Below are 12,649 nucleotides of genomic sequence, written 5' to 3'. Positions count from 1 at the left end.
CCTCAGCCCGCGAACGCGCCGAGGCGCAGCAAGGGGACGATCCGCTCTTCGTCGGTGAGCGAGCCGTGCTGGCCGACCATGCGCTGGGGACCCTTGTCGGCCGCTCGGTCGTCGTAGTAGACGATGCCGGACCGCGCGCCGACCACCACGTCCCCGATGCGTTCTCGCACCGCCGGGTCGACCACGGGCCCGAAGAGGCCGGCCGCGATGGCCTCGTCGCGCGAGGCCACCCAGGAGCGGCCCGACTCGGTCGACCGCCACACCTCCAGCAGGCCCTCGGCGGCTCCCGGCTCCGCGTACAGATGGAGCATGCGCGGCTCGCCGCCGATCATGTCGACCCCGTCGAGGACGGCGTCCCCTGCCTCCAGCAGCACCTGCCGTTGCTTCGGCACATCGATCATCCCGTGATCCGCTGTGACGACGACGCCGGTGCCGCCGTCGAGGGCGTCGCTGAGCGAGCGGGCCGCCGCATCCACTTTCTCCAGCGCAGCTGTCCAACGCTCGCTCTCCCAGCCGTGCTTGTGGCCGACCGAATCGAGGTCAGGGGCGTAGAGATAGACGAGAGCGCCCGGGTGGGACGCGGCGAGATCCGCGGCGAGGAGCGCCCGATCCGCGATGTCCGCGGCGACCACGAACTCCGCGCCGCGGAGGATCGCCTCCGTGAAGCCCGTGCCGGCGTACTTCGCGTGGGAGACGACGAAGCACGGCCGGCCGCGCTTGGCCTCGCGGGCCAGGAGCGGCTCCAGTCGCTGCCACGAGTGCGGATCGAGACCGTCGGTCTCCCAGCCCTTCAGCTGGTTCACGGTGTCCTGCGCGCCAGGCACTCGGACCCGGTAGCCCAGGATGCCGTGCTCGCCGGGGGCGGCACCGGTCAGGAGGCTGGTGAGGGCGGCCGCCGTCGTCGAGGGGAAGACCGTCCGGGCCACGTCCCTCTTGCCGCCGGCGGTCGCGAGGAAGCGCGCGTGCCCGCTGCGGGCGGCGAGGTTCGCCGCCCCCAGGCCGTCGACGACGAGCAGGATCGCGCTGCGCGCCGGCGCGAACCACGTCGAGGAGCCGGACAGCGCATCGATCACCTCGGGCAGGACACGGACCAGGCTCCGGGCACGCGGCGGGTCCGCCGGTAGGCTGAGGGACATCGGTTCAGTGTCGCACATGCGTCCGAACCCAGCCCCGCACACCCGAAGGTCACGCACAGCACATGCCCGCATCGCGCTCCTCCTCGCCCACCGACGACGGTCCCGTCGAACGCATCGAGGACGTCGACGTCTCTGCGGAGATGCAGGGCTCGTACCTCGAGTACGCGTATTCGGTGATCTACTCGCGGGCGCTGCCCGACGCACGCGACGGCTTGAAGCCCGTGCAACGGCGCATCCTGTTCCAGATGGCCGACATGGGCCTGCGCCCCGACCGCGGGCACGTCAAGAGCGCGCGCGTCGTCGGCGAGGTGATGGGCAAGCTGCACCCCCACGGCGACACGGCCATCTACGACGCCCTCGTGCGGCTGGCGCAGCCGTTCACCCTCCGGGTCCCGCTGATCGACGGGCACGGCAACTTCGGCTCGCTGGACGACGGCCCGGCGGCTCCGCGCTACACCGAGGCGCGCCTCGCGCCCGCCGCGCTCGCCCTCACGGAGAACCTCGACGAGAACGTCGTCGACTTCATCCCGAACTACGACGGGCAGTTCCAGCAGCCCGAGGTGCTGCCTGCCGCCTACCCGAACCTGCTCGTCAACGGCGCGGCCGGCATCGCCGTCGGTATGGCGACGAACATGGCGCCGCACAACCTCATCGAGGTCGTGGCCGCGGCCATCCATCTGCTCGACAACCCGGACGCGACCGTCGAAGAGCTCATGGAGTTCGTCCCCGGGCCCGATCTGCCCGGCGGCGGGATCATCGTCGGACTCGACGGCATCAAGGACGCCTACGCGAACGGGCGCGGCAGCTTCCGCACCCGCTCGAAGGTCGCGGTCGAGCAGCTCGGCCCGCGGCGCACCGGACTCGTCGTCACCGAGCTGCCCTACCTCGTCGGCCCCGAGCGGATCATCGAGAAGATCAAGGATGCCGTCACCGCCAAGAAGCTGACGGGCATCTCGGATGTCACCGACCTCACCGACCGTCACAACGGCCTGAAGCTCGTCATCGGCATCAAGACGGGCTTCGATCCGAACGCCGTGCTCGAGCAGCTCTACCGTCTGACGCCGCTCGAGGACTCGTTCGGCATCAACAACGTCGCTCTTGTCGGCGGGCAGCCGCAGACCCTCGGACTGCGCGAGATGCTGCGCGTCTACCTCGACCACCGCATCAGCGTGGTGACCCGCCGCAGCGAATTCCGTCTCGCCCGACGGCGCGAGAGGCTGCATCTCGTCGAGGGCCTGCTCATCGCGATCCTCGACATCGACGAGGTCATCCAGGTCATCCGCACCTCGGACGACAGCGAGCAGGCGCGCGGCCGACTGCAGCAGGTGTTCGACCTCTCGCAGGTGCAGGCCGAGTACATCCTCGAGCTGCGCCTGCGTCGCCTCACGAAGTTCTCGCGCATCGAGCTCGAGGCCGAGCGCGACGCGCTCCAGGCCGAGATCGCGGCGCTCGTCGAGCTGCTCGGCGACGACGGGATGCTGCGCGCCCAGGTCGCGCGGGAGCTCGACACCGCCGCCGAGACGTATGGCACTCCGCGCCGCACGCTGCTGCTGAACGGCGGGCCGGTCCAGCCGCGCTCGCGCGCGGCTGCGGTCGCCGTCGACCTTCAGATCGCCGACGCGCCCTGTCGTGTGTTCCTGTCGGCGACGGGACGCATGGTGCGCGCCGAACTCGCGACGGATACGCCGGGCAACGGAATCGTGCCCCCCGCGCGCCGGTCGAAGCACGATGCGATCCGCTCGGCCGTCGACACGACCACCCGCGGGGACATCGGCGCCGTCACGAGCGCGGGACGTCTCATCCGCTTCTCCCCCGTCGATCTTCCCTCCGTGCCCGGCAACTCGGTGCAGCTCGCCGCGGGGACGCGCGCCGACCAGTACCTGCCCCTGGAGAAGGGCGAGCACGTCGTCGCGATCGTGCCGATCGTCGACGGGCCGCCGATCGCACTCGGCACGGAGCAGGGCGTCGTCAAGCGGGTCGCGGCGAGCGAGCTCGGCACCAAGCACGACGTCGAGATCATCGCGCTGAAGGACGGCGACCGCGTGATCGGCGCCGCCCCGGCATCTGACGGCGCCGAGCTCGTGTTCGTCGCGAGCGACGCACAGCTGCTGCGCTTCGACGCGTCATCGGTGAGGCCGCAAGGTCGTTCGGCGGGCGGCATGGCCGGCATCCGCCTGTCGGATGGCGCACGCGTCGTCGCCTTCGATGTGGTCGGCCCGTCTGACTTCGATGCGGTCGTGGTCACGGTCGCCGGCTCCAGCACCGCGCTTGCGGGCACGGATGCGGGCACCGCCAAGGTCTCCGCCTTCACGGAGTTCCCGGCCAAGGGGCGCGCGACGGGCGGCGTCCGCGCGCAGCGCTTCCTGCGCGGCGAGGACACGATCGCGCTCGCCTGGGTGGGATCGGAGCCGCGTGCTGTGGGAACGGACGGCGCGGCGCGTCAGCTGCCAGCTGCGGGCGCCAAGCGCGATGCATCCGGTACGCCGCTCGACGCCGTGGTCGGCGTCATCGGCACCGCCGTCCGCTGAGGCGACCCGCTCAGAAGCGCCTGTCGAGGCGCGCGGGCCGGCGCATCCAGACGTCGACCGCGTCCTGGTTCTCGGCGACGAATCCGTGCCGCTCGTAGAGTCGCCGCGCCGCAGACCCGACCAGCACCTGCAGTCGGAGGGGGCGATCGTCCGGCGCGTCGGCCAGGACCTTCCGGAGGACGGCGGTGCCGATGCCGCGCCCCTGGTATGCCTCGTCGATGTAGAACATCTCGAGCCAGAGCGCGTCCGCGTCCTCTCGGAGCGTGATCGTGCCCGCCACGGCGCCGTCGAGGAGGATCATCCGCGTGTGGTCCGGGGAGAAGTGCGAGATGACGCGCTCCCGCGAGCGGGCAGGGTCCCAGCCCTCGAGTGACTCGAGATCGAGCCGCAGCACGCGCTCCTTCAGCGCGGCGATGGCGTCGATGTCGTCGGTCGTCGCGGGCCGGAGCGAGACGCCCTCGGGAAGCTCCGCGCTCACGCGTCGATGTTCTCGCGACCCAGGCGGTCGGCGGAGGTGACGATGAACTCCCGTCGCGGAGCGACGTCGTTGCCCATGAGCATCTCGAACACGGAGGTGGCGGCCTCCGCATCCTGGACACCCACGCGCCGGAGGGTGCGCCCCGCGCGGTCCATCGTGGTCGAGGCGAGCTGCTCGGCATCCATCTCGCCCAGACCCTTGTACCGCTGGATGGGCTCCTGCCAGCGCTTGCCCGCCTTCGTGAGCTTGGCCAGCAGTGCGTGGAGCTCCTGCTCGCTGTAGGTGTAGATGGTCTCGTTCGGCTTCGAGCCGGGGTTCATGACGATCACGCGGTGCAGCGGCGGTACGGCGGCGAACACGCGGCCGGCCTCGATGAGCGGGCGCATGTACCGGAAGAAGAGGGTGAGCAGAAGCGTGCGGATGTGCGCGCCGTCGACGTCGGCGTCGCTCATCAGGATGATCTTGCCGTAGCGGGCGGCGTCGAGGTCGAACGTCCGGCCGGACCCGGCCCCCACGACCTGGAGGATCGAGGCGCACTCGGCGTTGCCGAGCATGTCGCTGATCGACGCCTTCTGGACGTTGAGGATCTTGCCGCGGATGGGCAGGAGCGCCTGGAACTCGCTGTTGCGCGCCAGCTTCGCGGTGCCGAGCGCCGAGTCGCCCTCGACGATGAACAGCTCGGAGTCCGAGACGTCGTTGGACCGGCAGTCGACGAGCTTCGCCGGAAGCGATGAGGATTCCAGTGCGTTCTTGCGGCGCTGCGTCTCCTTGTGCGTCCGCGCGGAGATGCGCGCCTTCATCTCGGCGACGATCTTGTCGAGGAGGAGGCCGGTCTGCGCCTTGTCGTCCCGCTTGGTCGACGTGAAGCGGGCGGTCAGCTCCTGCGAGACGACGTTCGTGACGATCTGGCGCACGGCGGGCGTGCCCAGAACCTCCTTCGTCTGTCCCTCGAACTGCGGCTCGGGCAGACGCACGGTCAGCACCGCAGTGAGCCCGGCGAGGATGTCGTCCTTCTCGACCTTGTCGGTGCCGACCTTCAGGCGCCGCGCGTTCTGATCGACCTGGGCGCGCAGGACCTTCATGAGGCCCTGCTCGAAGCCCTGCTGATGGGTGCCGCCCTTCGGCGTCGAGATGATGTTGACGAATGACCGGGTGGTGGTGTCGTAGCCGGTGCCCCAGCGCAGCGCGATGTCGACGTGGCAGACCCGCTCGACCTCGGTGGGGACCATCGCTCCGGTGTCCTGCAGCACGGGGACCGTCTCGCGGAAGGTGCCGTCGCCCATGAGCCGCCACGTGTCCGTCACGGCGCCGTCGGGCGCGAGGAAGTCGACGAACTCCGAGATGCCGCCGTCGTACTTGTGCGCGGTCGTGCGCGGCTCGCCGTCGCGCTCGTCACGGATGACGATCTCGAGCCCCGGGACCAGGAACGCCGTCTGGCGCGCCCGCTGCTCGAGCTCGTCGAGGTTGAACGTCGCATCCTTCGTGAAGATCTGCCGATCCGCCCAGTACCGGATGCGGGATCCCGTGACGCCCTTGGCGACCTTGCCCACCGTGCGCAGCTCGCTCGAATTGAGGTAGGGGGTGAAGCCCGAGTCAGGCGAGCCGTTCGCGAATATGCCCGGCTCGCCGCGATGGAACGACATCGCCCACGTCTTGCCTTCGCGGTCCACCTCGACGTCGAGCCGCTCCGAGAGGGCGTTGACGACGGATGCGCCGACGCCGTGGAGACCGCCGGATGCGGCGTAGGACCCGCCGCCGAACTTGCCGCCCGCGTGCAGCTTCGTGAAGACGACCTCGACACCGGTCAGACCCGTGCGCGGCTCGATGTCGACCGGGATGCCGCGTGCCCGGTCGACGACCTCCACGCTGCCGTCGGCGCGCAGGATGACGTCGATGCGGTTTCCATGCCCGGCGAGGGCCTCGTCGACGGAGTTGTCGATGATCTCCCACAGACAGTGCATGAGTCCGCGCGAGTCCGTCGACCCGATGTACATGCCGGGCCGCTTGCGGACGGCCTCGAGCCCCTCCAGGACCTGGAGGTGGTGCGCGGAATATTCGGAGGTCACGATCTTCCAGCCTAATCGGGAGGGCCGACGCGCCCCGTCATGAACACGGCTCGCGACCGGCCACCGTACGCGGTCAGCGAACTCACGGCCGATCGTGGCATTACCGCAACGTCGGCGTGGTTGTATGTGGTGACCGGCACTGACACGACGACACCGAGGAGGCACCGAGATGACCACGCTATCGACACCGAACGAGCCCGCCGTCCTCGAGCGCCGTCTCACCGCAGCGGACCGTTGCGATGCGTGCGGAGCCCAGGCGTACATCATCGCCGTCGTCAACGGCAGCGAGCTGCTCTACTGCGCCCACCACGGCCGCAAGTTCGAAGAGAAGCTCCGCGCGGTCGCCACGTCGTGGCACGACGAGAGCGACCGTCTGCACGAGACGAACGACTGATTCATTCCGCGCGGTAGACGCGCGGCACGAGCGGCGAGAGCCGCACGGCGATCTCCTCGCCGATCGACCCGATGAGTTCGGCGTGATCCGTCACCGACGGCGCATCCGCTCCCCACACCGTGACCGTCTGGGCGGGCGCAGCATCCGCCCAGCCCGTCACGGTCATCGTGTCCAGATCGACGGAGACGACCTCGCCCCGTCCGGCGGGCGTGCCGACGTGGGTGAGACCTGCCAGCGAAGACGGGAATCCGTCCAGCGCTCCCAGACCGAGGATCGCCCGGTCGTCGACCACCGACCGCACGTCGACCCGCAGGGCGCCGATCGGCCGGATGCCGAGTTCGTCCTCCCCCGGACCGCCCGCGGGACGGATGCCATAGGCGAACGCGCCGACCCGAGCGAGGTCGTAGCGGAACTCGGGACGTGCGAACGCCGCCGCGCTCGCCGCGAGGTGCCGCAGACGCGGCTGCAGGCCCGCCCGCTCGGCCGCGCGCACCGCGTCGTCGAAGACCGCTCGCGCGGCGTCATCCTCGGCGTCGGACGCCTCGGCGATGTGGCTCCACACGCCCTCCACGATGAGGGATGCCGCCTGCTCCAGTTGCGCGGCGCGAGCGACCGCTGCATCCCACTCCTCGGGACGGATGCCGTTGCGGTGCAGACCGGTGTCGATCTTCAGGTGCACGCGCGCCGGCCGGCCGGCCTCGCGTCCCGCCGCCGCGACCTCCTCCAGCAGCGCCGTATCGCCGACTCCCAGGTCGAGGTCGGCGTCGACGCCGGCTCTGGCCTCGTCCGCCGAGCCGACGAGCCACGAGAAGACCCGCGCGTCGGGAGCCTCGTCGCGCACCGCCAGCCCGGTCGGGATGTCGAAGGCGCCGAACCAGCGCACGCCCTCGGCCCGAGCCGCCCGGACGATGGGCACCAGCCCGTGTCCGTACGCGTCGTCCTTCACGACCAGCATGTGCTCGGCCGGCGCGATGCGCTCGCGCACGGCGCGCAGGTTCGCGGCGAAGAGGTCGAGATCGACGTCGAGCCGTGCGGTCATGCGATCCATTCCCTCGTGGCGTTCAGGCCTACCGCCGTGAGGATCTCGGCGGCGGAAAGACCGGTGGCCGAGGCCCACTCGGCGACGCTCGGGGCGCCGGTGCCACCGAAGAACGTGGCCGTCGTCCCGCGGGGGATGTCGGCATCCCCGATATCCACCACGCACACATCCATGGCGACGCGGCCGACGATCGGAAGACGATGTCCGGCGATCAGCACCGATGCCCGGCCGCCCAGCGAGCGCACCACACCCTGGGCATAGCCGCCGGTGACCAGCGCGATGCGCGTGTCCGCGGCGGCACGGTGCAGGAAGCCGTAGGAGACGCCCTCCCCGGTGCGAAGCGCCTTGGTCGACAGCACGGTGCCCTCGAGCGCCATGACGGCGCTCGTGCCGGACGCCACGCCGTACACCGTGTCACCGACGGCTGAGCCGGTGAGTCGAGGCTCGAGTCCGGCCATCGCCACGGCATCCTCATCGCCCGCGTCGACGAGCGCCGCGCGCACCCCGGCGTCGACGAGCACCGCGGCGACCTGGAGGATGCCATGACCCCACGCATCGCGGCGCAGATCGGCCGGACGGCCGCCCAGAGCGAGGGCGTTGCGGTGCAGTGCGGCACGCGAGAGGCGGACGCGCGGAGCCGACGTGCCGACGGCGTCGGGCGCATCGTCGCCCAGGTTCACCGCCGTCACGCCCTTTAGACTATCCGGGTCCCCGCCCCACGACCCGGAGTACGACTTGCCTCAGAACGGCCTCGGCCTCACCCCCCGCCTCCGCTATCTCGCCGCCCGGGCCCGCCGCATCGATGTCGGCTCGGTCGTGGAGCGCGCGAAGGAGGCGTCGGAGCAGCACGGCAAGTGGACGCCCGCCATCGTCGCCGACATGCTGTGGCAGGCGGGCTTCCGCAACGTCGGCTTCCAGGACTACATCGACTTCGACTTCGCCATCCTGAATCGCGACGAGCGCGCCACGTACATGACGCATCCCGTCTCGAACCAGCTTTCGCAGCGATACGACGATCCGGCGTTCCGGCACCTGTTCCACGACAAAGTCGCCTTCGACCGGGTCTTCAGCGACTACCTGAAGCGCGAGTGGATGGTCGTCGAGGCGGGCAACGCGGACGAGGTGCGCGCCTTCACCGAGCGCCAGGGCACGGTCGTGACGAAGGAGCCCGTCGGGCAGGCGGGCACGGGTGTGCATCGCTACCACGCGGCGGACGTGGACGACTGGGATGCCTTCCACCGCGGTCTGCTCCAGCGCGGCGAGATCCTCATCGAAGAAGTCATCGTGCAGCACGAAGACCTCGCCGCGGTGTGCCCGGGCACGGTGAACACGACGCGCGTCACGGCCTTCTTCGACGGCGAGCAGACGCACATCCTCGCGATGGCGCAGAAGTTCGGGCGCGGCGCCGTGAGCGACCAGATGACGTTCGGCGGCTTCTACACGATGCTCGACGAGAACGGGCATGCCATGGGAGCGGGCTACGACTCGCACGCCAACGTGCACGAGCTCCATCCCGACTCGGGCTTCCGCATCGCGGACTTCCAGCTGCCGATGGTCGACGAGGTCAAGACGTTCGTCGATCAGGTCGCGCGGGTCGTGCCGCAGGTGCAGTACGTGGGCTGGGACATCGTGGTCACTCCCGAGGGCCCGGTCCTCGTCGAGGGCAACTGGGGTGCCGGCGTGTACGAGAACAAGCCCAGCGTGACCGGCATCCGCACCGGCAACAAGCCCCGCTACCGCCAGGCGATCGGCTTCTGACACGAGAACGCCCCCGGCACGAGCCGGGGGCGTACTCGTTCGCCGTCAGGAGGGCCGGACGATCCCCAGAGGAGTCGACTGGTGGCCCTGGCCGAGAGGGTTGTCCTTCAGGATGGCGACGAGGCGCTTCTCGCCCGACTTGTCGAGCGTCGACCCGAGGATGTTGCCGCCGAGGTCGTTGATGTCGACGACCGCGACGTCCGCGACGCCGCCGAGCAGCGCCTGCAGGCGCTGCGCGACCTCGCGGGGACGCTCCGGTCCGAGCACGACGGCCTTGTTGTACGGCGGGATCGTGCCGCTCGTCGGACCATCGATCGCGCGAGCCTTGTCACCGGCGATGCGATAGAAGTCGCCCTTGCGGCCGAACGCCTTGGTCACGGCCGCCACGGCGGCCGCGAACAGGATGCGGATCGGCCCGCACTCGCGCAATGCCATCTCCATGGTCTCGGGCATGCCGAGGCCGATCCCGTGGGGCGTGCGCGTCACGTACTTCGAGAGGAAGTAGGCGAGCTTGCGCGGCGTGATCTCCTCGACGAGGTACGACCTGCCCTGCGTGATGGCGACGATCTTCTCCGTGACGAAGAGGATGTCGCCGCCCTGCAGCTTGCCGTCGGCGTACTCGCGCACGAATGCATCGAGGTCGTCACCGGGCATGACGACCCGCGTCCGGATCGGGATCCGCGCGTATCGGGTCCCGTCCAGTGTCGCGGTGAGCGCCTTGCCCTCGTTCGCCTCGCCGCTCACTCGAGGTAATCCCGCAGCGACTGCGAACGTGACGGATGGCGCAGCTTCGCCATCGTCTTCGACTCGATCTGGCGGATCCGCTCGCGCGTGACGCCGAAGGTGTCGCCGATCTGGTCGAGCGTCTTGGGCTGACCGTCGCCCAGACCGAACCGCATGCGGATCACGCCGGCCTCGCGCTCGCTCAGGGAGTCCAGCAGCGACTCGAGCTGGCGCTGCAGCATCGTGAAGCCCACCGCGTCCGCCGGAACGACGGCCTCGGTGTCCTCGATCAGGTCGCCGAACTCGCTGTCGCCGTCCTCGCCTAGCGGGGTGTGCAGCGAGATCGGCTCACGGCCGTACTTCTGCACCTCGATGACCTTCTCGGGGGTCATGTCGAGCTCACGGCTGAGCTCCTCGGGCGTGGGCTCTCGGCCCAGGTCCTGCAGCATCTGGCGCTGCACGCGCGCGAGCTTGTTGATGACCTCGACCATGTGCACCGGGATGCGGATGGTGCGAGCCTGGTCGGCCATCGCGCGGGTGATCGCCTGGCGGATCCACCACGTCGCGTAGGTCGAGAACTTGAAGCCCTTGGTGTAGTCGAACTTCTCGACGGCACGGATGAGGCCGAGGTTGCCCTCCTGGATGAGGTCCAGGAACTGCATGCCGCGACCGGTGTAGCGCTTTGCCAGCGACACCACGAGGCGCAGGTTGGCACCCAGCAGGTGGCTCTTCGCACGCTGGCCGTCGCGGGCCACCCACTGCAGATCCAGCCCCAACTGAGACGACTTCTCGGCCGCCGACATGTGCGACAGCTTCTCCTCGGCGAACAGGCCCGCCTCGATGCGCATCGCGAGCTCGACCTCTTCGGCCGCGTTCAGCAGCGCGACCTTTCCGATCTGCTTCAGGTAGTCCTTGACCGGGTCCGCGGTTGCGCCGGTGATCTGCGCGGAATAGACGGGGACGTCCTCGTCGTCGCTCGAGGAGATGACGATGGCGCCCGTCGGCAGCGGCTCGGAGAAGACAGGCTTCGCCGCGCCCTCCTCGTCCTCGTCGTCGTCCTCGGGCTCCTCCTTGGCGGCCGCCGGCGCCTCCTCGACCTCGCCCTCGTGTTCGACGTCGTCGGTGTCGACCTCGACCTCGAGCTCCTCCGCGACGGCATCGACGTCGAGCTCTTCATCGTCGTCGTCCTCGGACTTCGCCTTGCTCTTCGATGCGGCCTTGGCCGGAGCCTTCGCTGCGGGCTTCGCCGCGCTCTTGGCGGCCGGCTTGCGGGTCGCGGTGCGCTTGGCCGGGGCCTTCGCCTCTGTCTCGGGGGTCTCCTCGGTCTCGGCGTCCTGCGCGCGGGTCTTCGTCTTCGCTGCGGTCACGTCTCGCCTTTCACCGGTACGAGCGGGCCTCGCGGCGCCGTTTCGTTTCGGACACTAGTAAGACCCTTGTCAAGTCGGAGCGGCCGAGAATGCCTCGAACGCCCGCAGACAACGGGTCAGGTGCTCTATTGTCGCATACCCCGCCGGTGTGACCGCACGGAGGCGCGACGTCTCGCCCTCGGTACAACGGGTTCACGCCGGCGGGTATTCCGCCGAGCGGACGGATGCCTCAGCCGCGCTTGTCGTCGTCGCTCGGCCGATTCGCCAGGAAGCGCTCCAATTCGGCGGCCAGTTCGTCGGCGCTCGGCAGGTCGCCGGTGTGGATGATGGGCGTGGCCTGGGTGGATCCCGCCATATAGGAGTCGTATCGCTCCTCGAGGCCATGGAGCATGCCCATCAGCTCGTCGTTGCCGGACACCTGCTCGGTGACCTTGTCGAGGTATTCGCGGTTCTGCTCGCGCAGGTCGTCGCCGGCGAACACCCGTCCGGTCGCGACGGCGATGCTGTCCAGCGCCGCCAGGATCGCCGCCGGGTACTCGGAGTCGGCCAGGTAGTGCGGCACCAGGAGGGCGAACCCTGCGACGGGCAGACCCGCATCCGCCATCCGCAGTTCGAGCAGATGCGCGACGGTTCCCGGCACCTGCGTACGGGGCCGCCACACGGAGTGCGCCGCCGTGAGTTCGTCGCGCGTGCCGCTGACCGTGGTCGGCACGGGTCGAGTGTGGGGTACGGGCATCGGGATGGCGTGCACCCAGGTCACCGACGACACCGCGAGGTTGGCGGCGAGCGACACGACCGCGTCGGCGAACGCGTTCCACGCGAAGTCCGGCTCGTAGCCGGCGAGCAGGAGGAACGGCTGCCCGAGCGTGTCGGACGTGAGTGTCAGCTCGAGCCGCTGCGGCGTCCAGTCCGTCAGGTGGTCCTCGTCGAATGTGACGAGCGGCCGGCGCGCCCGGTAGTCCAGGAGGATGTCGTTCTCGAAGGTCGCGAGCTCGCGCGACGTGAGCTCGTCCCGCAGGTAGTCGATGAGGCCGGAGACGGCACCGCCCGCATCCGTGAACCCCGTCAGCGCGATCACGAGCGGCAGCCCGGAGGCCACCGGCGGCGCAGACGTCGACCACTCGTAGAGCGGCAGGGAGAACGGCATGCGTCCACTCTAC

General features: G+C 69.9%; 11 protein-coding genes. 3 read left to right on the top strand and 8 right to left on the bottom strand.

Annotation, left to right across the window (positions count from 1 at the left end; genetic code table 11):
* Positions 1–2: 2 nt before the first annotated feature.
* Positions 3–1,136 carry an alkaline phosphatase family protein gene (locus SM116_RS09285; protein WP_320940708.1) on the bottom strand — a complete coding sequence of 378 codons (1,134 nt, stop codon included), beginning with the start codon at positions 1,134–1,136 and terminating at the stop codon, positions 3–5.
* Between the two features lie 62 nt (positions 1,137–1,198).
* On the opposite strand from SM116_RS09285, the gene SM116_RS09280 reads away from it, so the two are divergent.
* Positions 1,199–3,664, top strand: a complete 2,466-nt coding sequence (locus tag SM116_RS09280) for a DNA gyrase/topoisomerase IV subunit A (protein WP_320940707.1) — start codon at positions 1,199–1,201, stop codon at positions 3,662–3,664.
* Positions 3,665–3,674: 10 nt separating this feature from the next.
* On the opposite strand, the gene SM116_RS09275 is transcribed toward SM116_RS09280, so the two are convergent.
* Positions 3,675–4,142 (bottom strand): GNAT family N-acetyltransferase, encoded by a 468-nt coding sequence (locus tag SM116_RS09275; protein WP_320940706.1) that lies wholly within the window; start codon positions 4,140–4,142, stop codon positions 3,675–3,677.
* The gene (locus SM116_RS09270) at positions 4,139–6,211 is read right to left on the bottom strand and encodes a DNA gyrase/topoisomerase IV subunit B (protein ID WP_320944146.1); all 2,073 of its coding nucleotides are present in this window, start codon (positions 6,209–6,211) and stop codon (positions 4,139–4,141) included. Before SM116_RS09270 ends, SM116_RS09275 begins: the two co-directional genes overlap by 4 nt.
* 166 nt (positions 6,212–6,377) lie before the next feature.
* Between SM116_RS09270 and SM116_RS09265 the strand changes: the two genes are divergently transcribed.
* Positions 6,378–6,602 (top strand): DUF7455 domain-containing protein, encoded by a 225-nt coding sequence (locus SM116_RS09265; protein ID WP_320940705.1) that lies wholly within the window; start codon positions 6,378–6,380, stop codon positions 6,600–6,602.
* Between the two features lies 1 nt (position 6,603).
* Here the strand turns inward: SM116_RS09265 and SM116_RS09260 are convergent, their stop codons facing one another.
* Both SM116_RS09260 and SM116_RS09255 read right to left on the bottom strand, forming a co-directional pair.
* Positions 6,604–7,641, bottom strand: a complete 1,038-nt coding sequence (locus tag SM116_RS09260) for an alanine racemase (protein ID WP_320940704.1) — start codon at positions 7,639–7,641, stop codon at positions 6,604–6,606.
* Positions 7,638–8,330 (bottom strand): alanine racemase C-terminal domain-containing protein, encoded by a 693-nt coding sequence (locus SM116_RS09255; protein WP_320940703.1) that lies wholly within the window; start codon positions 8,328–8,330, stop codon positions 7,638–7,640. The genes SM116_RS09260 and SM116_RS09255 overlap by 4 nt, the downstream gene beginning before the upstream one ends.
* A gap of 46 nt (positions 8,331–8,376) precedes the next feature.
* Between SM116_RS09255 and SM116_RS09250 the strand changes: the two genes are divergently transcribed.
* Positions 8,377–9,399, top strand: coding sequence for a sugar-transfer associated ATP-grasp domain-containing protein (locus SM116_RS09250; RefSeq protein WP_320940702.1), 1,023 nt, complete (start codon positions 8,377–8,379; stop codon positions 9,397–9,399).
* Positions 9,400–9,444: 45 nt separating this feature from the next.
* Here SM116_RS09250 and SM116_RS09245 read toward each other — a convergent pair whose 3' ends face one another.
* The 3 genes from SM116_RS09245 to SM116_RS09235 all read right to left on the bottom strand — a co-directional run bounded on the left by SM116_RS09245 (position 9,445) and on the right by SM116_RS09235 (position 12,636).
* Entirely contained in the window at positions 9,445–10,143 is a 699-nt protein-coding gene (locus SM116_RS09245; protein WP_320940701.1) for a coenzyme F420-0:L-glutamate ligase, read from the bottom strand.
* Positions 10,140–11,489: an RNA polymerase sigma factor gene (locus tag SM116_RS09240; RefSeq protein ID WP_320940700.1), complete on the bottom strand. Its 1,350-nt coding sequence runs from the start codon at positions 11,487–11,489 to the stop codon at positions 10,140–10,142. Before SM116_RS09240 ends, SM116_RS09245 begins: the two co-directional genes overlap by 4 nt.
* A 229-nt stretch (positions 11,490–11,718) precedes the next feature.
* The gene (locus SM116_RS09235) at positions 11,719–12,636 is read right to left on the bottom strand and encodes a proteasome assembly chaperone family protein (RefSeq protein WP_320940699.1); all 918 of its coding nucleotides are present in this window, start codon (positions 12,634–12,636) and stop codon (positions 11,719–11,721) included.
* Between the last annotated feature and the right edge of the window lie 13 nt (positions 12,637–12,649).

It is taken from the genome of Microbacterium rhizosphaerae (genome assembly GCF_034120055.1).
Classification (GTDB): domain Bacteria; phylum Actinomycetota; class Actinomycetes; order Actinomycetales; family Microbacteriaceae; genus Microbacterium; species Microbacterium rhizosphaerae.
Note: the sequence above shows the minus strand (reverse complement) of the source record. Positions and strands in the feature narration are given on the sequence as shown.